This is a genomic window from Kitasatospora sp. NPDC002522, assembly GCF_053595195.1.
This window is the reverse complement of sequence record NZ_JBSFXE010000070.1, coordinates 1-23407: the sequence shown is the minus strand read 5'-3', so window position 1 is coordinate 23407 and position 23407 is coordinate 1. Positions and strand designations below refer to the sequence as shown.

The window sequence follows — 23407 nt, the reverse complement described above, 5'->3', positions numbered from 1 at the left end:
CCGGGCGGCGCGGGGGGGGGGGGGGGGGGCGCGCGCCCCCCCCCCCCCCCCGCCGAGGGGGAGCTCGGTGCCATCAGCAGGCGCGGCCCGTCGTGACGCCGGTCGGCTGGGTGACGTTCACGTACTCGGTGGTGTCGGGGGTGAGCAGGTGCGTGGTGGTGACCGCGTACACCACGGTCTGGTACTCCACGTACAACGCCCAGCTCTCGTTCGGGTTGAGGGTGACCTCGACGCCGTAGGTCTTGGCGATCGACGTGTTCAGCTTGGTGCCGATGCTGGCGGTGAGCACCTCCATCGCGTCGGCCGAGATGTTGGTGCTGGTCTCGAAGGAGACCGTGTACGTGGCGGACTCGGAGATCTTCTGCGGCGACTGCGAGGAGTTGCGGTAGCAGTTCTGCCGCACCTCCCAGAGCTGCCCGGCACTCCAGACCCGGACGCCGGGGGTGCCGGTGCCGTTGCCGCCGCCGTAGCTCACCGGAATTCCCGGGGCGGCGGGGACCGGGGTCGGGGTCCGCTTGCCGACCACGACCACCGTGGGGAGCTGGGGGATCGGGTCGCCGACGTTGCCCTCGCTCAGGTCGAAGGAGCCGTCGCCCCCGCCGCTGCCACCGCCGACGTCGCCGCCGCCTCCGTCGCCCCAGGGGTCGCCCCCGTCGTCGACGCAGTCGGTCTGGTTGTCGTCGTAGCAGGAGTCGGCGTACGCGTGGTGCGGTGCGACGACGGCGGGCACGGAGGTGAGGACGGCGGCGCCCAGGGCGGCGGCGACGACGGCTTTCCGGAGGTTCATCGGAGTTGGCTCCCGAGGACGGTGCGACGGCAGGGGGGTGGTGCGCAGTGTGTGGCGCGGCGTTACCTTGGCAGACCCCCGGGGGGCGCGACAGGCCGAGTTTCGGCCACGCGATCGGTCATCTCCGCTGGCGGAGACCGACGTTGCCGCTGCCGTGCGCGGCTCCGGTCGGGTGCGCCCGTGCCGCGCGCAGGAGATGTACGCGATCCCACCTGCAGCGGGGTGCGAGCGGGCGCGGCCCGCTCCGGCTCGCCGCGCGGCCGGGTGGGCGCTCCGTCCGACAGGCGGGTACGTCGCTCCGGCGCTCGGAAAATACGTACTCTACGTACGTCGCCGGAGAGTTCACCGAAGTGCGCAGCCGTGGCCACGGGTACCCCGCTCAACCGGAACCACCGCACCCTGCCCGGTCCGACCGCCGGCGCGCCGGGCCGGGGCTGATCCGTGGCGCGCCGGGCGGCGCGGGTGGCGCACACTGGAAGGGCACTGTGGAGGTGACCGGTGGGTGCAGCGCCGCTCGCGCGGCGGCACGTCGGACCGGCGGCGATGCGCCGGTGGGCGAGCCGCTCGCGTTCCCGCGCGCCCGCTGTCGGCGACCGCGGCGAGCAGCGGACGGCGCTGCTGGCGGTACTGGACGAGGCCGTGGCGGGGCAGGCGTCCACCGACCTGGCGGTGGCCGCGTGCGGCGATCCCGGTCCGGTGCCGGCGGGTCTGGCCGAGGTCCTGCAACGCCAGGCCGCGCACTACGCGAGGCTCGCCGACTGGATGCACGCGCTGCCCGCCGACGGTGACCTCGCTGCCGTCCGGGAGGAGGCGCTGCGGCTGCTCTCGTACCACCAGTGGATGCTGCACCAGTCCGCGAACCTCGCCTTCGCCGTCCACCGGGCACCGAGCGTCGAGGCGGCGCGGTTGAGCGTGCACGGCCTCGGTGCCCCCGCCGACCGGCTCCGTTCGCTGCGCGACGCCCTGCGTCCGGCCGCGCCGTCCGCGGGAGCCGAGGCTGACGGCTGACGGGTCGGTGAGGGGCGGGAGCTGTCGCTCCGCCGCCGACGGGCTTACAGTGTAAGGCGTGACCGCTCACCAGTCCGCGATCCCCGGCCTCGCCGCGATACGACGGGGTCTGGGGGCGGAACTGTTCGCACGGGTCGCCGGTCCGCAGGGCCCGGCCGCACGGCGCAGGATCCACGAGACACCCGGCCCGCGCTGGTTCGACGAGGACCGGCCGATCCGAACCGTCCACGGTGACGCCTCGATGTTCATCGGCGGGCTGCGAGCCCTGCTCCTGCAGTCGCTGCACCCGCTGGCGATGGCCGCAGTGGCGGGCCACTCCGGATACCGCGGCGACCCCTGGGGCCGGCTCCAGCGGACCAGCACCTTCCTCGCCGTCACCACCTTCGGCACCGCCGAGGACGCCCAGCACGCGGTCGACCGGGTCCGAGCCGTACACCGGCGGATCCAGGGCGTGACCGCCGACGGCGAGCCCTACCGTGCGTCCGACCCCCACCTGCTCGGCTGGGTGCACGCAGCCGAGGTCGACAGCTTCCTGCGCGCCCACCGCACGTACGGCGCCCGCCCGTTGGACGATGCGGGCTACGACGGCTACCTCGCGGACGCCGCCACCGTGGCCACCGCGCTCGGCGTGGTCGACCCGCCCCGCAACCAGGCGGAGCTCGCCGCGCAACTCGCGGCCTACCGCTCCGAGTTGCGGGCCACCTCCGAGGCGATGGCTGCCGCCCGCTTCCTCCTGTTCCAGCCGCCCGTACCGCTCATCGCACTCGCCCCCTACAGCGCCCTCGCGTACGGCGCAGTCGCCCTGCTGCCCACCTGGGCCCGTACCCAACTCGGCCTGCCCCGGCTGCCCCTCGTCGAGCGAAGCGCCGTCCCGCTGGCCGGCCACGCGGTCACCGCCACCATCCGCTGGGCCATGGCACCCCCGCCCACCGCCTCCCGAACGGCACCGCCGAAGCCCCATCGCGCCTCCCCGCCCTGACGGGTCGTCACCGCCGCCATACCGCGCCGCCGGTCCGGTCCGGGCTTCGTTCCGGCACTCATTCATCCACTGGCAGGTCGGGGCGTCGCACCGAACCTCCGATTCCCGAGCCGACCGGGCGGCCCGCTAGCCTGGCGCTCCGCGGGCAACGGCAGGGGGATCTGGTGGCGACACTGCACATACCGGCGGTCTACGGGGACGTCGAGGAGTCGGTCCGGCTGCTGCGGTCCTACTTCACCCGGCGGCGCTCCCGGGGCGATCTCGCGTACTCCGGCGCCTACTTCGAACGGTTCGCCGGCGGCGGCGACCGGCCGGAGGCCGCCGACCGGTTCGACGCCGACGACCTGGTCGCCATCACCATGCTCAGCGTCTCGGTCGCCGCGCACGGCGCCGTCGACCTGCTGACCGACCCCGAGGGCCACTGGCAGCGGCTGCTGTCGGCCATCCCCCGGGACGCCCGGCTGGAGGACCCGGCGAGCGACCGGCTGATCGCACCGGGCGGCCCGGCCTGGGAGCTGTGGGAGCGCCTGGCGAACCCGAACGGAGCGTATCCGACCAGCCCCGACGGGGTGGGTTCCGTCGTCGCCGGCAAGCTGCTGGCCCGCAAGCGCCCCCGCCTCGTCCCGGTCTACGACCGGCGCGTGAAGGCCCTGTTCCACCGCCCCGCGACCGACCACACCTTCTGGGCGTCGCTGGCCACCGCGCTGCGGGCCGACGACGGCGCCTTCCGTGCACAACTGGCGCTGCTCCGGGCCGAGTCCGGCATCGGCGAGGACATCGGCATCCTGCGCGTCCTGGACGTCATCGCCTGGATGCGGCAGGGCGAACTCGAGCAGGGCGGGTGGACAGAGCAGGGCAGTTGACAGGGCAGGGAGCTGCATAATCGGCTGACGAACCGTCCGGCGTCTGCGACGATCCGCCCCGTGATCCTGCGCATCGACCGCGTCCTCGCCGACCGCCCGTTCGCCGAGACCGGCCGGCCACGTGTGGCGGTGGCCGACGAGCAGCGTGGCCTGCTCGCGGTGGCGGGCGACGTCCGGCACGGCCGGCCCGCGCCCGTGGCCGTGTACCGCACCTCCGACCTGACCTGCGTCGCGGTGCTGCGCGCAAGGTGTCCCGCCAACGCGCTGGCCTTCCACCCGGAGCTGCCGCTGCTCGCGGTCGGCACCGGCGAGTACGACGGCGGGTACCACAATGTGGGTGAACTCCTGCTGCTGGACCTCGAATCGGGCCTGGCCACATCGGCGTTCCACGATGCGTACGGGCGCACCGTGCGCGAGCTGGAGTGGCTCGACGGGCGATCCCTGCGCCTCTACCTCGAGCCGGTCACCAAGGATGTGTCGGAGGCGCAGGTAGAACATCTGGTGGACCTCCACCGGACCGACTGGCGCGCTCTGGAGCTGCGTTCGGTCCGCAGCTCGGAATTGCGGCACTCGACGACGCGCCCCTTTGCGGCGCACCCGCGACCGGACCCGGGAGGGGTACTCGACCGGTACCACCCGGGACGCGACCCCAGGCGCCTCGTCCATGCGGTCGAACTACTCGACGACGGAAGAGTGTTGGCCTCGCTGGACGGGGTCCTGCTGGAGTGCCGGCTGCCGTCCGGCGAGGTGTCCTGGTCGGTCCCGGCGGCCGCGTGCGGAGGCATGCAGCTCGTGGTGGCACCCGACCAGCGGTCGGCGTGGGTGTACGCCGGACCGTCGTACTTGCCTGGCGTCCCCGACTCGGTCAGCCGAATCGACCTGTCGGACGGTACCCGGACCGCCCGAGTGCGACTGTCCGCCGCCGCGGACCTGCACGTCGACCCCGCGGGGCTCCCCGTCCTCGCACCCCGTGGCCTGCGGGTGCGGCGCGGCGGCGGGATGCTCACCTCCCTCTTCCACGGAGAACCTGGCGCCGTGCGCGAACGGTGGGTGGGGACGACGGTCCCCGTGCCGCTGCCCGGCGCGGAGGAGCCCTTCGTCCCGAGCGCGCCTCCGGTCGGTGAACTCGGGCCGTTGTTCGACCCGGCCTGGGCCCCGCCCCGCCTGCTGTTCCCGCTCGCCCTCGCGCCGGGGGAGGACCACGACGACGGCCCCGGCGTGGAACTTCCCGGCGGCGATCTGCTGCAGGCCGGCGCGCGGTGGCGCCGCGAGGGACGCCGCCCCGGCGACTGCTACGTGGCGCGCCGCGATCCGGTCGACGGGGCGGCACGCTGGGTGTTCCGCACCGACCGGCCCGCCGTCGTCCTCGACACCGACGACACGACGGCGTACGCGGGCTACGCCAACGGCGATCTGCTCGCACTCGCACTGGCCGACGGCACCTTGCGCGCATGGACCCGGCTCACCGTACGCGGGGCCGCGCTGGTGCCGACGGCGCTCACCGTCACCGCGCCCGGCCGACTGCTGATCGGCACCGAGTGCGGCCGGCTGCTCGACTGCACGACCACCTGACGCACCGGAGCGGTCGGGCGGCTTCAGCTGGTCCGGGCGGTCATGTCCCTCCGCGAGGGGCGTCGAACTGACACCAGGGGCCGTGCTGTTCGGGCTCCGGCGGCCCGGCGAAGGACTTCACCAGCCGGAATGCCGCCTTCATGACGTAGCACCAGATCCGCCCGGCGCGCGTTGCCCCCGTCATGCGCACCAGAACAGGACCGGCTTGCACGTCGGCGACGGGCTGGCCGAGTGGGTCGGGGTGGGCGAACCGGCCGTCGGTGTCGGTGCGGGCGAGGAGGGGGGCGTCGTCGTCGCGGGTGAGGTGGCCGGCGCGGACGACGGGGCCGTGCTGCGCGAGGCGCTGGTGCTCGCGGACGGGCCGGCGCTGGACGCCGAGGACGACGGCTTACCGCTCGGGTGGGTGTTGGTCGCGGAGGCCACGGCCGGAGCGGGGTGCGCGGACGCCTCGGCCGACACCGCGTCGCCGATGGACGCGGAGTGCCCGGGCCCGGTCGAGCCGACGGGTGCCTCGGCGCCGTCGGCGCCGCCCATGACGGCCACCGCCACGGCCCCGAGCCCGCCGACCACCAGGCCGGCCACCGACAGCACCACCATGCCGCGCTGCCGCCCCCGTGGCTTGCGCCGGCCCCGGCCGGACGGGACCGCGCGGTCGCGCTGCGGCGGTGCCTCGGCCGCGGGCTCCGCGACGGGCTCAGCGGCGGGCTGGTCCGCCCGCGCCGGATGCCCGGCGTACCCGGGTGTCGTCGCTGTGACCGGCACGGCGGTGCGGGCCGGGATCGCCGGTCCGACCGAGGTGCCGGAGCTGCCGCACCCCGGGCAGGACAGTGCCCCGTTGAGGTGCCGTCGGCAGGCCATGCAGTAGTCCATGTGATCTTCCGTCGAGTCTCTGGAGCCGCCTCGCATGCCGGAGCCTAGGCAGTGCACACGTCAAGCAACAGCGGCAGTCGGTGAGGCTTTTGCGCAGATCAAGTGGTCGTCGGTGCCGCAGGCCCGCGCATTCCCGCCCCGGCCGCCGGACCGGACCCGGTCCGCCGCCGTGCCGGGCACGCTCCCGTTCGACAGTCCGGGCACCGCCCCGGAGCATGGAAGTACCGCATTCGGCGTACACCAGTGGCGAGTTCACCGAAGGGTGCAGTCATGGTCACGGCCACCCCGCACACCGGCATCACCGCCGTCGAACCGGAGATCAGGTTGGCGGCCACCTTCACCGGCGGGGTGAGCCTCGCCATCTGGATGGGGGGCGTCGCGCGGGAGATGAACCTGCTCTCCGCTGCGAGCCGCCTCCGGCAGGGGCGCCCGGGGGCCGTCGGCGCGGCGGTCGCGCCGGTGCGCGACAAGTACGGGAGCCTGCTGGAGCTGGTCGGCGTCCGGTTCGGCATCGACGTGCTGTCCGGCACCAGTGCGGGCGGCATCAACGCCGCGGTGCTCGGTCTCGCCGAGGTGTGGCAGACCGACCTCGGCCTGCTGCGCGACATCTGGCTGTCGCAGGGCTCGCTCGGCAAGCTGCTGCGGCGGCCCTCGGACCGTGCGCAGCCCTCGCTGCTGTACGGGGACGAGGTCCTGCTCGCCGGTCTGAGCGACGGGCTGCGGGACATCATGGCGACCAATCCGCAAGGGGCGGACGCGGACTCGCCGGTGCGCGTGATGATCACGACGACGCTGCTCAAGGGCGAGGACAGCCGCTACACCGACGACTACGGGACGCTGATCCGCGACACGACGCACCGCGGACTGTTCACCTTCACCGCCGCGGACCTGGCCCGGCCCGAGGCGTTCCGGGCACTGGCGCTCGCGGGCCGCAGCAGCGCGTCCTTCCCCGCCGCGTTCGAACCGGCGTTCCTCCCGCTCGACGGGTCCGGCAGCGGCGACGGCCACCCGGCGATGGCCCCGTACATCGACATCACCCGCGCCCAGCACTGCGCCGACGGCGGACTGCTCGCCAACCGGCCGCTCGCACCGGCGCTGGAGGCCATCTTCGACCGCCCCGCCGACCGCGAGATCCGCCGGATCCTCGCCTACGTCGTCCCCAGCGCCGGCCTGCCGGAGGCGAACCAGAACCCGAATCAGAACGCGGGCGGGAACGCGGACGGGAGTGCTGCTGGGAGCGCTCGCGCGAGCGTGCCAGGCGTCGTGCCGTCGCCGCCCGTCCTCGGCCAGGCCCTGATGTGGGACCTGAACGCGGCGCTCTCGCAGTCGATCTCCGCCGAGCTGGCGGCCCTCACCACGCACAACGAGCAGGCCCGGGCCCGGCGGCGCGCCGACGGCCAGCTCGCCCGCCTGGCCGCGGGCGGCGGTGCGGTGACGCCTCCGGTGTACGCGCGCTTCCGCGACCAGCACGCCCACGCGCTCGCCCGGACGGCCGCGGAGGAGGCCCTGCGACAGCGGACGCTCGACGGGCAGCGGGCGCCGGACAACCGTCCGGTCGGGTTCGGCGCCGACGCCGACCTGCTCACCGGCGCGGGCGAGGAGGCCGTCGCCGAGCGGCTGCCCGCGCTGCTCCCGGCACCCGGCGACCACGATGCGCTGGCCCGCTACGGCCGCACCACGCTCGACGGCGCGATGGCGATCGTGCTGGGCCTGCTCACCGCGGGCTTCACGCTGCGGCCGACCCCCGACGAACGGGCGCGGCTCGACGGGCTGGTGGCCCGCGCGCACCAGGCCGTGCCGGTCCGGTCCGGGTCCGCGCTCCAGGTGGAGGTCGCTGCCGCGCTCGCCTCGGCGGACCGGGCCGGGGCGTCGGCGCTGGCCGGGTCGGAGGCGTGGCGGGCCGCGGTCCGCAGCCAGCTGCCGTCGGACACCGAGCAGGCCGCGCTCGCCGGGGCGTGGTCCGAACTCGGCGCGGTGATCCGGGACGCGCACCCTCACCTGGCCGCGCTGCTCGCCCGGGCGCGGGCGCAGGCACCACCGATCACCGCACCGGCCACCGGCCTCAGCGCGACGGACGAGCGGACCCGGCTGGCCGACCTGCTGCACTACCTCACCGACGACGGTGTCCTGACGGCGGATCAGGCGGTCGCCCGGCTGTTCGAGCTGCAGGTCCTCCAACTCGTCCTGTCGCCCGACCAGCGCCGCGCGCCGCAGGCCGTCGAGCTGGTGCAGATCAGCGCCGACACGAGGAGCGCGCTGGACGTGCGCAGCCTGGCCGCGCAGAAGCTGACGGGGCTTCAGCTGCACCACTTCGGCGCGTTCTACAAGAGTTCGTGGTGTGCGAACGACTGGATGTGGGGCCGACTCGACGGGTCCGGCTGGCTGGTGCAGCTGCTGCTCGACCCCCGGCACCTGTCCCGGATGGCGGTCGAGTCGGGGGACCCGGCCGCCTACCGGCGCCGACTCGTCGACGAGCTGCGGCGGATCGCCGAGAGCGATCCTCCGCCTGGCGTGCAGGACCCGTTCCCCGACGGGAGGGCACCCGAGCTGGAGTTCCTGACCGCCTCGGCGTCGGACCGGCTGCCGCGCAGCCTGCCGATCACCGCGATCTGGGTGGCCGGCGGACTGCAGCGGCTGATCGCCGCCGACGAGCTCGCCACCGTCGCCGCGCAGGCGATCCGCGACGCCGACGGCGGGTCCGCCGACCACGTCGAGGAGTTCCTCGCGACCTACCGGCAGGCCGTCCCGGGCGACGGCGACGCGTACCCGCCGGCCCCGCCCGAGCACGCCGCCCGGCTGCTGGCGGCGTGCCGGGTCTCCGACGAGAAGCTCGGCGGCGAGCTGGGCACCCCGCAGATGTCCGAGACCCTCGCCCGGACCGCCGCGGTGGCCACCAAGTCCGTCTCGTCCGCCTTCGAACTGCCGTGGGTGATGCGGTGCGCCGCCGGGGTGGTCCGATCCGCCACCACCGTCGCGTACCGCGTCGAACACCGGGTCATCGGACTCCTCCCTACCCGCCGCAGCCCGGCCGGCGGACGGCACTGACCTCGCCTTCCTCGCCGGTGAGCGCTAGCCGGTGGTGCCGAAGGTGATCCGGTAGTAGCAGGCGCCCTTGCACGGCATGGTCGCCGAGTCGTCGAAGGCGTACGAATAGGCGTACGGCGCGGCCTTCTTGAACACCTGCGTGTAGTCGACCGGCCACTTCGACGGGACGCAGTGCTCGCGGCCCGCCCACTGGTTGACGCAGCAGTAGTCGTCGCCGCCGAACGCCGCGCACGGCGGCTTGCAGCCCACCACCCTGCCGTCGGCGGACGCCTGCATCGCGCGCGGGCAGTCGATGGCCGTGGTGCACACGCCCTTGTAGCAGCCGGACGCACTGACCGGGTCGGTGGTCGTGGTGTGCGAGACGTTGATGTACATCGGCAGGTTCGCGCCGTCGACCATGCTGACGTCGTAGAAGTCCAGGCCGGCGTACGCGTCGAAGCTGAACTCGCCCAGCGTGGTGGGCGGGTTGGGGCCGTCGCACACGGTGGTGCAGTCGCCGCCGGAGCAGTGGCTCGCCGCGGTCGAGGCGCAGCCCGTCCGGCCCCAGATCCGTCCGCCCCAATTGTTCGCCACCGTCAGCGAGGTGCTCTGCCCCGGCTCCAGCCGCCGGCCCTGCGGGTGGGCCGCACTGTTGGTGACCACCGCCCACACCGTCTCGCCGGTCCGGTTCACCAGCGTGATCAGCCGCTCGCCCGCCGGCGCCGTCGACGGCTGCGCCGCGGGCGCGCTCGGCGCGGCCTTGCCCGGGGCGGTCGACGGGCTGATCGACGGGCTGGTCGAGGCGGTGGGCGCGGGGGAGGACGTCGGCGAGCCGGTCGGCTCGGCGGAAGGTGACGGTCCGTCAGGTGGCGTGGCCGGGGCGCTCGGTGCGGCCTGCGCCTCCACGGCGGGGGCCCGGTGGGACGGGGAGGTCGGCCCGAGGTGGTCCGCGGCCAGGACGGCGCCGACCGTCACGAGCACGGCGGCCACCACGTACCACCAGCGCTGCCGGCGGGACCTCACACCGTTGCGACGGCGTCCTCGTGCCATTCTGATGCCTTCCTCGTGCTCCTCGGGGTGCGTGCGCACGTATCGGTGACCGCGGCCGCCGGTGCCCGCCAACAGAAATTTCCGGACCGCGGGCGGATTTCTGTTGGCGGATGCCCGCGCGAACGGTCTCCGTGGACAGAGCCCCACCGCACCCCACGTAGAGGAACGGACCTCCATGCCGATGCCGAACACCCCACGCAGCGGACCGGACGCCTGGACGGTGACGGCGGCGCGCGCCGGTGACCGGCAGGCCCTCGAACGCCTGGTGGCCGAGTGCCTGCCGCTGGTCTACAACATCGTCGGCAGGGCGCTGAACGGCCATGCCGACGTCGACGACGTCGTACAGGAGACGCTGTTGCGCACGGTGCGAGGACTGTCCGACCTGCGGGACCCCGCCGCCTTCCGGTCCTGGCTGGTGGCCATCACCGTCCGGCAGGTACGCAACCGGCAGCACGACCGCGCCGTGGCCCTCGACCGGGTGGCCCGCCTGGAGGAGGCGGAGGCGATACCCGACCCCGCCCTGGACTTCGCGGGCCTGACCATCCTGCGTCTCGGCCTCACCGAGCAACGCCGCGAGATCGCCGAGGCCACCCGCTGGCTCGACCCCGACGACCGCGAACTGCTCTCGCTGTGGTGGCTGAAGGAGACCGGCGAACTGGAGCAGGCCGACCTGGTCGCCGCGCTCGGCCTGTCGACCGGTCACACCGCCGTCCGGGTCGGCCGGATGAAGAAGCGACTCGAGGTCTCCCGGCTCGTGGTCCGCGGCCTGGCCACCGACCCGCGCTGCGCCGGACTCGGCGAGACCGCCGCCACCTGGGACGGCACCCCCGGCCCGCTGTGGCGCAAGCGGTTCGCCCGGCACCTGCGCGACTGCGCGCGCTGCGCCGGCGCCGACCAAGGGCTGCTCCCGATGGAGCGACTGCTGTACGGGCTGCCCCTGTTGGCCGTCCCGACGCACCTCGACCCGGCCCGGATCCTCGACGCCCTCGCCGCGAGCGGCCCGTCCTCGCCGCCGGGCGCGACCGGTGGGCGCGGGGCTCGGACGGCCGGGCGCGGGGCGCGGCACTCCGGCCGCACACGATCGCGGGCGCTCTCCAAGCCGGTGCTCGGCAGCGCGGCCGTGGCCCTGACGGCGGTCGTCGTCCTGGTCGGGGCACGGCTGACGCCGGGCTTCCTCGACGCGCCGGCCGCGACGACGGCGCTCGCCGCGACGTCCACGCCGCCCGCACCGGTCGAGTCGGCCCCGGCGAGCCCGGCGTCGTCGCCGGACCCGTCCGGCTCGGCCACGCCGTCCCTGTCACCGTCGTCGGCCTCGACCACTGCGTCCGCCGCGTCCACCGCGTCGCCGGGGTCCTCGGCGTCCGTGGTCGGGGCCGGCGCGCCGACGGGGATCGCCACATCCGCGCGGAAGGGCGTCGGCGTCTGGTCGTTCAACGGTGTCAGCCAGGCGCTCGCCGCGTCCGGGGCGAGCTGGTACTACACCTGGGCCACGCAGCACTCCGGCGTGACGACGCCCGCGGCGGCGTCCTTCGTCCCGATGATCTGGGGGGCGGCCTCCGTCAACGACGCCTCCCTCGCCCAGGCCCGCGCCAACGGGCCCTACCTGCTCGGGTTCAACGAACCCGACATGGGCGCGCAGTCGAACATGACGGTCGATCAGGCCCTGGGACTGTGGCCGCAACTCATGCAGGCCGGCCAGGTCCTCGGCAGCCCGGCGGTGGCGTACGGCGGCGACACGCCCGGCGGGTGGCTGGACCGCTTCATGTCCGGCGCCGCGGCGAAGGGGTACCGGGTCGACTTCATCACCCTGCACTGGTACGGCGGTGACTTCCGCACCCCTCAGGCGGTCAACCAGCTGACGGCCTATCTGGACGCCGTCCACCAGCGCTACCACAAGCCGATCTGGCTCACCGAGTACGCCCTGATCGACTTCTCCCAGGGCACCCGCTTCCCCACCCCCGACCAGCAGGCCGCCTTCGTCACCGCCTCCACCACCGCCCTCGACGCCCTGCCCTACCTCCAGCGCTACGCCTGGTTCGGCCTCGGCGCCGACCCCGCGAAGCCGAGCAGCGGCCTCTTCACCGACGGCACCACACCGACCGCCGCCGGCCGGGCCTACCAGGCCGCGCACTGACGGCGTAAGCCGCGGACGTTTCGTCGTGCGAGTGCCGCCCCGGGTGGGCGTCGCTCCGGTGGGTGCGGACGTGTCGGTAGGTGCGGCGGGGACGGTGGGTGCGGACGTGCTCGTGGGTGCGGAGGGGCCCTGCCGGGGCTACTCCGTGGGCAGGGTGACGGCCAGTTTGCCGATCGTGCGGCCGGTGAGGAGCTGGCGCACGGCGGCGGCCGTCTCGGCGAGGGGGTAGGTGCGGTCGACGACGGGGGTGAGGGCGCCGGCGTCGAGGAGGGCGGTGAGCTCGCGCAGGCGGTCGCTGTGCTCGGTGCAGATGAAGGTGCCGAGGTGCTGGGCGGTGAAGGGGGACAGGAGCTGGGCGCGGAGCTGGCGGTCGGTCCCGGCGAGCCAGCGGCCCGCGGTCTCGCCGCCGGTGATGACCAGCCGGCCGCGGGGGGTGAGGACGCGGCGGAGGTCGCGCAGGCGACGGTTGCCCGCGATGTCGATGACCGCGTCGTAGCGTCGCGGGCCGCCCAGGAAGTCCTCGCGGGTGTAGTCGACGACGTGCTCGGCGCCCAGGGCCCGGACGGCGTCGAGCTTCGGGGTGCTCGCCACGGCGGTGACGTTGGCGCCGAGGGAGTGGGCGAACTGGACGGCGAAGGTGCCGACGCCGCCCGCCGCGCCCGTGATCAGCACGTGCTGGCCGGCCTCGATCCGGCCGTGGTCGCGGACCGCCTGGACGGCGGTGAGCGCGCTGACCGGCACGGTCGCCGCCTCCGCGAAGGTGAGGCCGCGGGGCTTGGGTGCCAGCCGGTCGGGCCGGGCGGCGGCGTACTCGGCGAAGGCGGCGGGCGCCGTGCCGTAGACCGCGTCACCGGTCGCGAAGCCGGTGACGTCGCGACCGACCGCCGCCACGACGCCGGCCAGGTTGCGGCCCGGGTTGGGGAGCTTCGGCCCGCGCAGCCCGCTCACCGGACGTACGGCGTAAGGCAGTCCCGCCATCAGGTGCCAGGTGCCCCGGTCGACGCTGGAGGCGTGCACCCGCACCAGCACCTCGCCTGGCCCGATCGCCGGCCGCGCGAGCCGCCCCGCACGGAGCACGTCCTCCGGCTCGGCGCCATAGCGCTCCTGCACGACGGCCGCCATGGTCGTCGCGTCCTCGGTGGGTGCGGTCGGCCCGCTCGTGGTGCGCATCGTCGCTGCTCCCGGGATCTTCCGCCTACTGGCTGCTTACGGTGTAAGTGGCGCGCCCGCCCGCGCCCGCGTTGCATGCGTGCGCAGCGGTGCTTACGGCGTAAGCCTGGACTTGCGCCGTAAGGTCGGGCGAGGGTCAGGCTTACGCTGTAAGTGGCTAGCTTACGCCGTAAGTACAGCACTTACGGCGTAAGCTCGTCAACGCCGGGAGACCACCAGAGCAGGAGACCGCCCACCGTGACCCGACGTACCGCGCCGAAGCCGCCGACCGGGACCCCGAAGCCCCCGACGGAGCGCCAGAAGCTCCCGGCGGAGCGTCAGAAGCCCCCTGCCGAGGGCCGGAAGCCCCCGACCGAGGGCCAGAAGCCGCCGCGCGAGCCGCTGACCCGGCTGCGGGTGCTGCAGGCCGCCGTCGAACTCGCCGACACCGCCGGCCTGGAGACGCTCAGCATGCGCAGGCTCGGCGAGGCCGTCGGGGTCGAGGCGATGTCGCTCTACAACCACGTCGCCAACAAGGAGGACCTGCTCGACGGGATGGTCGACCTGGTCTTCGGCGAGGTGGAGCTGCCCGTGCCGGGCGAGCCGTGGCGGCCGGCGATGCGTCAGCGGGCGGAGTCGATGCGCCGGGTGCTGGCCCGTCACCGCTGGGCGATCGGGCTGATGGAGTCGCGGGCGACCCCGGGCCCGGCCACCCTGCGCCACCACGACGCGGTGCTCGGCTGCCTGCGCCGGGGCGGTTTCTCGCTCGCCCTGACCGCGCACGCCGTTTCCGTGCTCGACAGCTACGTCTACGGTTTCGCGCTGCAGGAGCGCACCCTGCCGTTCGACACCCCGGAGCAGACCGCCCAGCTGGCCGAGTCGATCATGAGCGGCTTCGCCGAGGGCGAGTACCCGTACCTGACCGAGATCGCCACCGTGCACGTCATGCGTCCGGGCTACTCGTACGGCGCGGAGTTCGAGTTCGGGCTCGACCTCGTCCTCGACGGCCTCCAGCGCTACCGGGGTGGTACCGCGGTACCACCCCGCGGCGAATGATCGTCCCCGGGTGCCGCGGTCCGGCGGGGGAGCGGACCTAGCGTTGCCGGTGAAGCGGTCGGGACGGCCCGGCCGGCCACAGGTACGGGATGACCGATGATCGAAGCGCAGCAGCTGACGAAGCGTTACGGGGAGAAGACGGCGGTCGACGGGCTCGACTTCACGGTGAAGCCGGGCACCGTCACCGGGTTCCTCGGACCCAACGGCGCCGGGAAGTCGACCACCATGCGGATGGTCGTCGGACTCGACGCCCCCACCAGCGGCACGGTACGCGTCAACGGCCGCCGCTACGCCGAGCACGCCGCGCCGCTGCAGGAGGTCGGCGCGCTGCTGGAGGCCAAGTCGATCCACCCCGGGCGGTCCGCGTTCAACCACCTGATGGCGCTGGCCCACACCCACGGCATCCCCCGTCGGCGCGTCGACGAGGTGATCGGGCTGACCGGCCTGGAGAGCGTGGCGAAGAAGCGCGCCGGCGCGTTCTCGCTCGGCATGGGACAGCGCCTCGGCATCGCGGCGGCCCTGCTCGGCGACCCGGCCACGGTCATGCTCGACGAGCCGGTGAACGGGCTCGACCCCGAGGGCGTGCTGTGGATCCGCAACCTGCTGACCGGCCTGGCCGCCGAGGGCCGCACGGTCTTCGTCTCCTCGCACCTGATGAGCGAGGTCGCGCTGGTCGCCGACCACCTGATCGTGGTCGGCCGCGGCCGGCTGCTCGCCGACACCACCGTGCAGGAACTGGTCCGCCAGGCCGACGGCGACCAGGTCACCGTCGCCTCCGCCGACCCGGCCCGGCTGCGCGAGCTGCTCACCGGCCCCGGCGTCGAGATCACCGGCCAAGCCGGCTCCGAGGAACTGCTGGTCACCGGCGTGACCGCCCGTCAGATCGGCACCGTCGCCGCCGAGCACGGCATCGCCCTGTACGAACTCGCCACCCGCGCCGTGTCGCTGGAGGAGGCGTTCATGGACCTCACCCGGGACGCGGTGGAGTACCACGGCTCGACCACCACTACCGACACCCCGAGGAGCGCCGCATGAGCACCGTCGCACCCAGCCAGCCCGCGGCGCCCGCCGCCGAACGGCCCGCCCGCCCCGCGTACAAGGTGACCGGCACCCGGGTGCTGCGCGCCGAGTGGGCCAAGATGTGGTCGCTGCGCTCGACCTGGATCACCGTCGGCCTCGGCCTGTTCTTCCTGGTCGCGTTCGGCCTGATCGCCGCCTACCAGTTCAAGTCGCGCCTCACCTCCGGCCGCCCGATGGACCGCGGTGACTTCGCCAACGCCAACGCGCTCACCCTGTCGCTGTTCGGCACGCACTTCGCGCAGCTCGCCCTCGGCGTGCTCGGCGTGCTGATCGCGGCCGGCGAGTACTCGACCGGCATGATCCGCTCCACCCTCGCCGCGGTGCCGCGCCGGCTGCCCGTGCTGTGGTCCAAGGCCCTGGTGTACGGCCTGGTCGCGCTGGTGCTCGCCACCGTCGGCGTGTTCGTCGCCTTCCTCGCGGGCAGCGGCATCGTCTCCGGCACCCGCGCCGCGATGACCCTCTCCGACGCGGGCGTGGTCCGCGGCCTGCTCGGCGCCGGCCTGTACCTCGGGCTGGTCGGCGTGATCGGCGTCGCCCTGGGCATGCTGCTGCGCTCGGTGGCGGGCGGCATCTCGGTCCTGGTCGCCACGCTGATGCTGGTGCCCGGCCTGGTCTCGCTGCTGCCGACCACCTGGCAGAGCCACATCAGCCCCTACCTGCCGAGCAACGCGGGCGAGGCGATGTTCGCCCTGCACCACGACTCGACGACGCTGTCGCCCGGCGCGGGCCTCGCCGTCTTCGTACTGTGGACGGTCGCCGCAGTCGCCGGGGCGGCCGTGCGCCTGGTACGCAGCGACGCCTGACAGACTGACCCGTCGCGGCGCCCCGGCCAAGGGCGCCGCGACCGGCGATTTCCGACCGACGAGCTGGTGAGAACCGTGAACGAGCAGGGGCAGTACCGCGACAGGGCCGCGGGCGGTGAGGTGATGCCGACCCACCCGCTGCTGGAGCGCCTCGGCCGGACCGCCCAGCGCCTGCGGGAGCTGGAGCGCCGCAATCCGTGGCTGCTGGACGCCGCCGTGGTGGCGGTGGTGTTCCTGGCCTTCTGCGTGCCCGACCTGGTGCACGCCCACGGCGACGAGGAACCGCGCGGCCACCGGATCGCCTTCGCCCCGCTGCCGGTGCCCGCGATGCTCGCCTTCCAGGCCGGCCTGGTGCTGCCCCTGCTGTGGCGCCGCCGCCGCCCGGCGGCCGCGCTCGCCGTGATCGCGGCGGTGTTCGTCGTCCAGTGGTCGCTCGGCTCGGTGCTGCGCGCGGACGGGGCGCTGCTGGTCGCGCTGTACGGGCTCACGCTGCACGGGCGGCTGCGCGACCTGGCGTGGGCGTGCGCGGCCGTCCCGGTCGGCCTCGCCGTCGTCGAGATCCGGCTGGCCGGCGCCGTACCGCTGTGGGACAGCCTGTTCTTCCTGTCCGCGACGATCACCGCCGCCGTCGCCCTCGGCATCGCGGTGCGGGTCCGCCGCGCCCAACTCGCCGGGCTGCGCGAGCGCGCCGCCCGCCTGGAGATCGAACGCGACCAGCGCAGCCGACTCGCCGCCGCCACCGAACGCACCCGGGTGGCCCGCGAGATGCACGACATCATCGGCCACAACCTGTCCGTGATCATCACCCTCGCCGACGGCGGCGCGTACGCCGCCCAGGTAGCGCCCGAGCGCAGCCGCGAGGCCCTGCAACTGATCGGCGACTCCGGCCGCCAGGCTCTCGGCGAGCTGCGCCGGATGCTCGGCGTGCTGCGCGACCGCGGCGACGGACCCGAACTCGCCCCGCAGCCGGGCATCGCCGACCTCGACGAACTGTGCGCGCGGATCCGGTCGGCCGGCCCGGAGATCACCTACCGCTCCGAGGGCGACCTGGACGCACTCGACCGCGGCGTGCAGCTGATGACCTATCGGATAGTCCAGGAAGCGCTCACCAACACCCTCAAGCACGCCGGCCCGCGCACCCGCGCCCGGGTCGCCGTCGTCCTCGATGGCGGGCGGCTGTGGGTACGCGTCGACGACAGCGGCCCCGGCGGCGAACCCGCCGCCGGGACGCCGCCCGGCGAGGGCCACGGGATCGCCGGGATGCGGGAGCGCGCCGCGCTCTACGGCGGCACGGTCGTGGCCGGCCCCGCCCCCGGCGGCGGCTGGTCCGTGGTCGCCGACCTCGACGCCTCGCCGGGGCCCGACGCTCCTGCGACCTCCGTCGTCGACGCTTCCATCCTTGCTGCTGGTACTGCTGGTACTGCTGGTACTGATGGTGCTGCTGCGGGCACTGGTGGTACTGCCGGCCCCTCGCCCGTCCTCGATGCCGCCGGAGGTCCGGCATGACGACCGTCCTGATCGTGGACGACCAGCCGCTCCAGCGGCTCGGCTTCCGGATGCTGTTGGAGAGTCAGCCCGACACGTCCGTGGTCGGCGAGGCCGGGCACGGCGCCGAGGCCGTGCGGCTCGCCGACCGGCTGCGGCCCGACGTGGTGCTGATGGACATCCGCATGCCCGGCATGGACGGCATCGAGGCGACCCGTCTGATCGTCGCCGCGGGCGGCCGCTCCCGGGTCCTGGTGCTCACCACCTTCGACCTCGACGAGTACGCACACGCCGCGCTGCGCGCCGGAGCCAGCGGCTTCCTGCTCAAGGACGCCCGCCCCGAGGAACTCCTGGCCGGCATCCGCGCCGTCGCCGAGGGCGACGCCGTGGTGGCTCCCGCGATCACCCGCCGCCTGCTCGACGCCTACGCCCACCACCTGCCGGCTCGCCCGCCCGGCGCGGTCACCGACGACCCGCGGCTGGCGGCCCTCACCGGCCGTGAACGCGAGATCCTGGTCGCCGTCGGCCAGGGCTGGACCAACGGCGAGATCGCCCAACGCCTGGTGCTCTCCGAATCCACCGTCAAGACCCACGTCAGCCGCGTCCTCGCCAAGATCGGCGCCCGTGACCGCGTCCAGGCCGTCATCTTCGCCTACGACGTGGGCCTGACCCGGCCGAACCCACCGCTCTAGGACGCGTGCCGGGTCGTGGGGGAGCCCGCGTCACCGGCGGGGTCGGTCTGGCCCCACCGGCGGGGTGTCGGCCTGGGGCTCAGGTGAGGGCGGTGACCAGCAGGGTGAAGGCGGCGATGATGAGCGCGACGCGGCCGTAGTGGTAGCGGTCCCAGCGGTTCATCTGCTCCTTCCAGTCCTCGGGCCGGTTCTCGGGGGTCCAGGTCTTGCTCAGGTTGTTGATCGGGACGAGCAGCAGGATCGACATGATCACGCTCAGGACCAGCAGCGTGGCAGCGGTGACGACCAGCCCGGCTCCGGAGTGGTGCCACCCGGCGACGGCCCAGACGGCGGCGAGGACGAGCGAGGTGAAGTACCAGACCGGCATCAGGGCGCCGAGCATCCGGCCGCCATGGGCGCGGCCGAGCAGGTAGCTGTCGTCCGGGAGCCTGTTGAGGATCGGGTTGATGACGAAGGCGACGGCGAACTCCACCCCCACCATCAGGCCGACGACGACGGTCGTGACGACCTCGAGTGCGTTGAGCATGATGACCCCTCCTGGGATCTAGCGCCGCTAGATTGTGAGACAACGCTAGCCTTGCCTGCGCTCGATTGTCTAGCGGTGCTAGGATCGAATCATGTCGGTACAGGAACGCAAGGAGCGCGAACGGGCGGGCCGTGAGCGGCTCATCGTGGCGACGGCCCGCGAACTCGCCGAACAGCAGGGCTGGGACGCGGTCACCACCCGCCGGCTCGCCGAGCGCATCGAGTACAGCCAGCCCGTCCTCTACAGCCACTTCCGCGGCAAACGAGAGATCATCGGCGCCGTCGCGCTCCAGGGCGCCGCCGAGATGGCCACGGCCCTGCGGGCCGCGACCTCCGCCGCCGACGGCCCGCGCCCTCGGGTCACCGCCCTCGCCCGCACCTACCTTGACTTCGCCGAACGCAACCCGGCGGTCTACGACGCCATGTTCCAGCTCGACGGCGGCCTGGCCTTCGCGCACGAGGACACGCCCGAGCCGCTGAAGGACGCCTTCGCCGCCCTCCTGGAGAGCCTCAGCGAGGTCGCCGGGGACGGCGTCCACCCCGCACTGTTCACCGAGACCTTCTGGGCGGCCCTGCACGGACTGGCCACCCTGACCCGCGCACGACGCCTCCCGCCGGAAGACACCGACCGAAGGGTGGAACTGCTGGTGGACCGGCTCGCCATGTTCTGACAAACCCCCCGCGCGCCGCTTCCGGGTTACGGCTCCAGGCGGGGGTCGTCGATGTCGACGGTGGCGACCCCGGGCGGGTACAGCTCCTGGCGGGCCGTCAGGATCAGGTGCTGCATCGGACGTGCCGGGGTCGGCAGGCTCGCGGCGATGGCGTGGGCGAGATCCGGGCCGCCGTACCCGTCGCGGACCATGGTCGCCACCACCACGGCCGTGCTCGCGTCCAGCGGTTCGAACTCGAGCGAGGGCAGTGACAGGACCGCGTTTGCGGCCCCCTCGTCCTTGATCTCGGCCTCGACCAGGCACAGTACCGGTACCAGCAGGTGCTGGAACGGGCTGTGCAGAGCTGAGTCCACGATCCGGTGCAGGCGTTCATGGCCGGCGGCCAGTGCGGCCAGCGCGCTGGAATCCAGGATGATCACGCGCTGCGCCGGGGGGCGACCTTGGCGCGCGCATCGGCCGCGGCGATGTCGTAGACCCGCTGCAGCAGGTCGGGGCCCTGGTCCAGCTCCGGGTCCGTGAGGGTCATCCCGAAGTGCTCCCGCAGCAGCCGGCGGCCCTCGGCGACGCGCTCCGCGATCTGCTCCGCGGTGGGCTGCTGCTCCACCAGCAGGGCCACCTGGGCGCCGATCGTGGTGCCGCGGGCCGCCGCGAGCGCGGCCAGCCGGTCGCGCGTATCAGGGGAGACCTTGATCGTCGCATCAGCCATACCGCGAGCGTACACCGCCGGTACACCAACGGTGTACCAACCTGCCCGCCCTGACAGCGCCGCCAACCGGCGCGCCGCCCGCCAAGTCCCTCCGATGGTCGGCGATTTCAGAGAACTCGAGCACGGCAGGCCGGACGGCCCGTCCATCCGGGCGGCCGTCGACACCGGGCGGCAGCACACTCACGTGAGCTGATCCGGTACCTCCGCAGCGGTGTGGTGCTGGCTGCGACAGCTGGACTGGCACACGATGTTCTGAGCCCCGAGAGGACCGTCATCGGCGGGCTCTCCCTGCTGACTGACGGGCGCTGGCTGTGGTACTCCGACCTCGTGTACTACGTCGAACGGCATCATGCCGCCCTCGACCCCCGGTTCATCGCGCACGCGAAGCGCTGAGGCTGGACCGTGCCGGAGCTCAGCCGCCAGGACTTGATCGCCATGGAGGCTGAGTTCTTCGACGGTGACGAAGGCTGACAGCGGACTGTGGGCGTGGTCCACCTGGGAATTCGGGGGAGGTTGGTGGCCCCGTGCGTTCGCTGATCCATCGTCAAACCGCTAGCCGCCGGGCCGGCCACCCGGATGGCCCGTCTTCGTGTCGCGGAGGCGGTGCTGGCGCTCCGTCAGGGGCGGTGGTCAGCCGTTGAGGGCGGTCAGGTAGCGGTAGAGCTCCTTGTGGCCTTCTGTGCTGGGGTGCAGACCGTCGACGAGCAGGTGGGGTTGGTCGCGGAGCGGCTCCCACAGGTCGAGGTAGTCGACGTGGTGGTCCGCGCACCAGGTCTGCAGGGCCGCGCGCAGTGCGCGTGCCCGTGCCGTGGTGAAGCGGAGGCCCTCGAAGTCGCCGGTGCGGGTCTCGTCCAGCCAGATTGGGCCGAGGACGACCAGGCGCGCGTTGTGTCGCTGGGCGGTCGAGGCGAGTGAGTCGAGGTGGCCGGCGAGGGTGGTCAGGCCGTCGGGGTCGGTGTCCGAAGTGGCGTGCGGTACGGCGGAGTCGTTGATCCCGGCGGCCACCACGAGCGTGTCCGGGTGACGGGGAGGCAGGAGCGCGGGGGTCTGCTCGCTGACATCCGCCAGGGTGCTGCCGGGGACGGCCAGGTTGAACACGCGGTGCTCGGTCTCGTTCGCCCCGATGTGGGCCGCTGCCAGGTGCCCGGCCCACCCGCCCTGGGGGTCGCAGCGCCCGTAGGCGATGCTGTCGCCGACGATGACGATGCGCGCCGCCGAGCGCAGCGGCCTCGCGTCCAGGTAGGCCCAGGCGGTCTCCCCCGAGGCGAGGAGCACTCGGCGCCGGGCGTAGTCGGCCACCTCGTAGTCGTCGGCGGCGGCCAACTCCTGGTCGCTCAGGCGCAGGACGGCGCCCTCGACCGTGCCGCCGAGCTTGCGCGCCAGGGTCAGGTGCACGTCCTGACCGCTGGTGGCGATCACGGACTCGTCGGTGACGGCGATCGGCCGGGTCGTGTAACCGGCGAGGGATGCCGCGGTCGTCGGTACGGTACGCCCGAAGAGCGCCGTCTGGACCTGCTGATCAAGCAGCGCGCCGAAGGAGAACAGGGCATGGGGGTGGGACTCGGTCACCGTGAGGGCCGTGGCCTTTCAGTCGGAATGATCAACCCACACTATCGGCCCTGGGAACGTCGCCACGGTGGTTCTGAGCCGGGGGTCTTCGGGGCCCGGTGGTCCTGGCCGCCCGCTCGGATGGGACGATCTGCCGGAAGTTCTGTGCGCGGAGGCAGCGAGGAGACAGCGTGAACGACCGCTCGAAGCACGACCACTCCGCATGGGAGGACGTCGTGCTCGCGGCGCGCGAGCGTGCCCGTACTCGGCAGGCGCTCATGGTCGAACGTTTCGGCCTGTCCGGTGACGTGCAGTACCAGTGGTCGATGGACGATGCGCGGATCACGTGGTCGCGCGACGGGAACGTGTTCCTCACCGGTCGGCTCACGATGATCGGCAGTGTCAGCCACGCCCGACGGTCCTGGCTGTGGTCCTGGGCGAACGATTCGCTGCCGCGCGCGGTTCTCGGCGACATCGAGCGGGTCCGCCGGTTCGGCGAGGAGAACGACTTTCCCGTGCTGCCGTGGCCGGGCTTCGACGCTCACCCCGAACTGGTCGCCGAGGCGCGGATGGTCGCGGCAGCCGTGCTCGACGCCGAGGGGCTCTGGGCGGAGTCCATGGATGACGTGCAACTCCATTTTCTGGTCGATGACTTGACGCCCACTGCTGGATGATCCGGGGCGGAGGCCACGTTGCCGCGGCTGCCCGGTGACGTATGGGTGCCGTGCAGGGAGAGCGGGCGACCGGCACGACGAGCGGACGACAACGGAAGGCAGAGAGTGGCACTGGCGAAGAAGGGTTCCCGCCGCATCGTCGTCGACGGCGTCGAGTACCGCTGGCGGGTGAGCAGGAAGCACTGGTGCTGCGACTACGACGCCAGCACCTTGGGTTACGCCGTCGAGGACGCCATCCGTCCCGGAACGACGCTCGTCGTGGAGACCGGTCGGCCGATCGTCTTCGACCCGGACGCGGTGCCAACTGACCTCGTCCTGCCGGCCGAAGTCGCCGCGGGCATCCGGGCCGCGCGCTCGAACGGCTGGACGCCCAGCACCAACGGTGCACCGTTCGTGCTGCGATTTTCCGCTGTCTGAACGTCATCCCCGCGGCCGCGGGGACCGGACCTGACGGCGCGGACCGGATCGATGACGGTTCGAAGGCTGCGGCCTCGTCGGGGACGCCATCGGGGACCGGCGTCGATGGGCCGAGGAGGGGGTTCGGTCGAACCGCGAGGGCCCGATCGGCATCTGCAAGCGCCGGGTGATGGGGCGTCAGGAGGGCTTGGCGATGCTCCTATAGACGTCAAGCGGCAAGCGCGAGGTCGTTTCGAGTGATTCGTGCGGCTGCTGTGCTGGTGAGCGCGCGGTAGACCTCTCGTGCGACGAAGCGCTTGAGGCAACGCGTGATG

22 protein-coding genes are annotated in these 23407 nt (G+C 73.5%); 14 read left to right on the top strand and 8 right to left on the bottom strand.

The genetic code is table 11. The features are described 5' to 3' along the window. Window positions 1-73 precede the first annotated feature (73 nt). Window positions 74-787 (bottom strand): DUF6426 family protein, encoded by a 714-nt coding sequence (locus ACWD4U_RS33345; protein WP_363459626.1) that lies wholly within the window; start codon window positions 785-787, stop codon window positions 74-76. Window positions 788-1285: 498 nt separating this feature from the next. Between ACWD4U_RS33345 and ACWD4U_RS33340 the strand changes: the two genes are divergently transcribed. The 4 genes from ACWD4U_RS33340 (at window position 1286) to ACWD4U_RS33325 (ending at window position 5209) form a co-directional block, all read left to right on the top strand. Further along, window positions 1286-1795 (top strand): hypothetical protein, encoded by a 510-nt coding sequence (locus ACWD4U_RS33340; protein WP_363459625.1) that lies wholly within the window; start codon window positions 1286-1288, stop codon window positions 1793-1795. A gap of 58 nt (window positions 1796-1853) precedes the next feature. After that, on the top strand, window positions 1854-2774 hold the full coding sequence (locus ACWD4U_RS33335) for an oxygenase MpaB family protein (RefSeq protein WP_363459624.1): 921 nt from the start codon (window positions 1854-1856) through the stop codon (window positions 2772-2774). A gap of 164 nt (window positions 2775-2938) precedes the next feature. Further along, entirely contained in the window at window positions 2939-3637 is a 699-nt protein-coding gene (locus ACWD4U_RS33330) for a DUF6308 family protein (RefSeq protein ID WP_363459623.1), read from the top strand. A gap of 60 nt (window positions 3638-3697) precedes the next feature. Continuing rightward, window positions 3698-5209 (top strand): hypothetical protein, encoded by a 1512-nt coding sequence (locus tag ACWD4U_RS33325; protein ID WP_363459622.1) that lies wholly within the window; start codon window positions 3698-3700, stop codon window positions 5207-5209. Between the two features lie 180 nt (window positions 5210-5389). Here ACWD4U_RS33325 and ACWD4U_RS33320 read toward each other — a convergent pair whose 3' ends face one another. Next, window positions 5390-6079, bottom strand: a complete 690-nt coding sequence (locus tag ACWD4U_RS33320) for an SCO2400 family protein (RefSeq protein ID WP_363459621.1) — start codon at window positions 6077-6079, stop codon at window positions 5390-5392. A gap of 270 nt (window positions 6080-6349) precedes the next feature. Here ACWD4U_RS33320 and ACWD4U_RS33315 point away from each other — a divergent pair, with 270 nt between their 5' ends. After that, window positions 6350-9124, top strand: a complete 2775-nt coding sequence (locus tag ACWD4U_RS33315) for a patatin-like protein (protein ID WP_363459620.1) — start codon at window positions 6350-6352, stop codon at window positions 9122-9124. A gap of 24 nt (window positions 9125-9148) precedes the next feature. On the opposite strand, the gene ACWD4U_RS33310 is transcribed toward ACWD4U_RS33315, so the two are convergent. After that, window positions 9149-10153 carry a thaumatin family protein gene (locus tag ACWD4U_RS33310; protein WP_363459619.1) on the bottom strand — a complete coding sequence of 335 codons (1005 nt, stop codon included), beginning with the start codon at window positions 10151-10153 and terminating at the stop codon, window positions 9149-9151. A 175-nt stretch (window positions 10154-10328) separates the two neighbouring features. Here ACWD4U_RS33310 and ACWD4U_RS33305 point away from each other — a divergent pair, with 175 nt between their 5' ends. Further along, a complete protein-coding gene (locus ACWD4U_RS33305) occupies window positions 10329-12287 on the top strand; it encodes a sigma-70 family RNA polymerase sigma factor (RefSeq protein WP_363459618.1) in 1959 nt (652 codons plus the stop codon). 138 nt (window positions 12288-12425) lie between these two features. On the opposite strand, the gene ACWD4U_RS33300 is transcribed toward ACWD4U_RS33305, so the two are convergent. After that, entirely contained in the window at window positions 12426-13457 is a 1032-nt protein-coding gene (locus ACWD4U_RS33300) for an NAD(P)-dependent alcohol dehydrogenase (protein ID WP_363459617.1), read from the bottom strand. A 237-nt stretch (window positions 13458-13694) separates the two neighbouring features. On the opposite strand from ACWD4U_RS33300, the gene ACWD4U_RS33295 reads away from it, so the two are divergent. The 5 genes from ACWD4U_RS33295 to ACWD4U_RS33275 all read left to right on the top strand — a co-directional run bounded on the left by ACWD4U_RS33295 (window position 13695) and on the right by ACWD4U_RS33275 (window position 18552). After that, on the top strand, window positions 13695-14492 hold the full coding sequence (locus tag ACWD4U_RS33295) for a TetR/AcrR family transcriptional regulator (protein WP_363459616.1): 798 nt from the start codon (window positions 13695-13697) through the stop codon (window positions 14490-14492). Between the two features lie 96 nt (window positions 14493-14588). Beyond that, entirely contained in the window at window positions 14589-15527 is a 939-nt protein-coding gene (locus ACWD4U_RS33290) for an ABC transporter ATP-binding protein (protein ID WP_363459615.1), read from the top strand. Continuing rightward, the gene (locus ACWD4U_RS33285; protein ID WP_363459614.1) at window positions 15524-16375 is read left to right on the top strand and encodes an ABC-2 transporter permease; all 852 of its coding nucleotides are present in this window, start codon (window positions 15524-15526) and stop codon (window positions 16373-16375) included. Before ACWD4U_RS33290 ends, ACWD4U_RS33285 begins: the two co-directional genes overlap by 4 nt. Before the next feature lie 123 nt (window positions 16376-16498). Then, window positions 16499-17881 carry a sensor histidine kinase gene (locus ACWD4U_RS33280; RefSeq protein WP_363459657.1) on the top strand — a complete coding sequence of 461 codons (1383 nt, stop codon included), beginning with the start codon at window positions 16499-16501 and terminating at the stop codon, window positions 17879-17881. Then, window positions 17878-18552, top strand: coding sequence for a response regulator transcription factor (locus tag ACWD4U_RS33275; RefSeq protein WP_363459613.1), 675 nt, complete (start codon window positions 17878-17880; stop codon window positions 18550-18552). The genes ACWD4U_RS33280 and ACWD4U_RS33275 overlap by 4 nt, the downstream gene beginning before the upstream one ends. 79 nt (window positions 18553-18631) lie before the next feature. Here ACWD4U_RS33275 and ACWD4U_RS33270 read toward each other — a convergent pair whose 3' ends face one another. After that, the gene (locus ACWD4U_RS33270) at window positions 18632-19078 is read right to left on the bottom strand and encodes a DUF1772 domain-containing protein (RefSeq protein ID WP_363459612.1); all 447 of its coding nucleotides are present in this window, start codon (window positions 19076-19078) and stop codon (window positions 18632-18634) included. 91 nt (window positions 19079-19169) lie between these two features. Here ACWD4U_RS33270 and ACWD4U_RS33265 point away from each other — a divergent pair, with 91 nt between their 5' ends. Next, window positions 19170-19748: a TetR/AcrR family transcriptional regulator gene (locus tag ACWD4U_RS33265; RefSeq protein WP_363459611.1), complete on the top strand. Its 579-nt coding sequence runs from the start codon at window positions 19170-19172 to the stop codon at window positions 19746-19748. A 26-nt stretch (window positions 19749-19774) separates the two neighbouring features. Here ACWD4U_RS33265 and ACWD4U_RS33260 read toward each other — a convergent pair whose 3' ends face one another. From ACWD4U_RS33260 to ACWD4U_RS33250, 3 genes are all read right to left on the bottom strand, one after another. Beyond that, window positions 19775-20167 (bottom strand): PIN domain-containing protein, encoded by a 393-nt coding sequence (locus ACWD4U_RS33260; protein ID WP_363459610.1) that lies wholly within the window; start codon window positions 20165-20167, stop codon window positions 19775-19777. After that, window positions 20164-20454, bottom strand: coding sequence for a hypothetical protein (locus ACWD4U_RS33255; RefSeq protein WP_363459609.1), 291 nt, complete (start codon window positions 20452-20454; stop codon window positions 20164-20166). The genes ACWD4U_RS33260 and ACWD4U_RS33255 overlap by 4 nt, the downstream gene beginning before the upstream one ends. A gap of 630 nt (window positions 20455-21084) precedes the next feature. Further along, entirely contained in the window at window positions 21085-22023 is a 939-nt protein-coding gene (locus tag ACWD4U_RS33250) for a GDSL-type esterase/lipase family protein (RefSeq protein WP_363459608.1), read from the bottom strand. A gap of 170 nt (window positions 22024-22193) precedes the next feature. Here ACWD4U_RS33250 and ACWD4U_RS33245 point away from each other — a divergent pair, with 170 nt between their 5' ends. Both ACWD4U_RS33245 and ACWD4U_RS33240 read left to right on the top strand, forming a co-directional pair. Continuing rightward, entirely contained in the window at window positions 22194-22676 is a 483-nt protein-coding gene (locus ACWD4U_RS33245; RefSeq protein ID WP_363459607.1) for a DUF6882 domain-containing protein, read from the top strand. A 105-nt stretch (window positions 22677-22781) separates the two neighbouring features. After that, window positions 22782-23093, top strand: a complete 312-nt coding sequence (locus ACWD4U_RS33240; protein ID WP_363459606.1) for a hypothetical protein — start codon at window positions 22782-22784, stop codon at window positions 23091-23093. The last annotated feature ends 314 nt before the right edge of the window (window positions 23094-23407 follow it).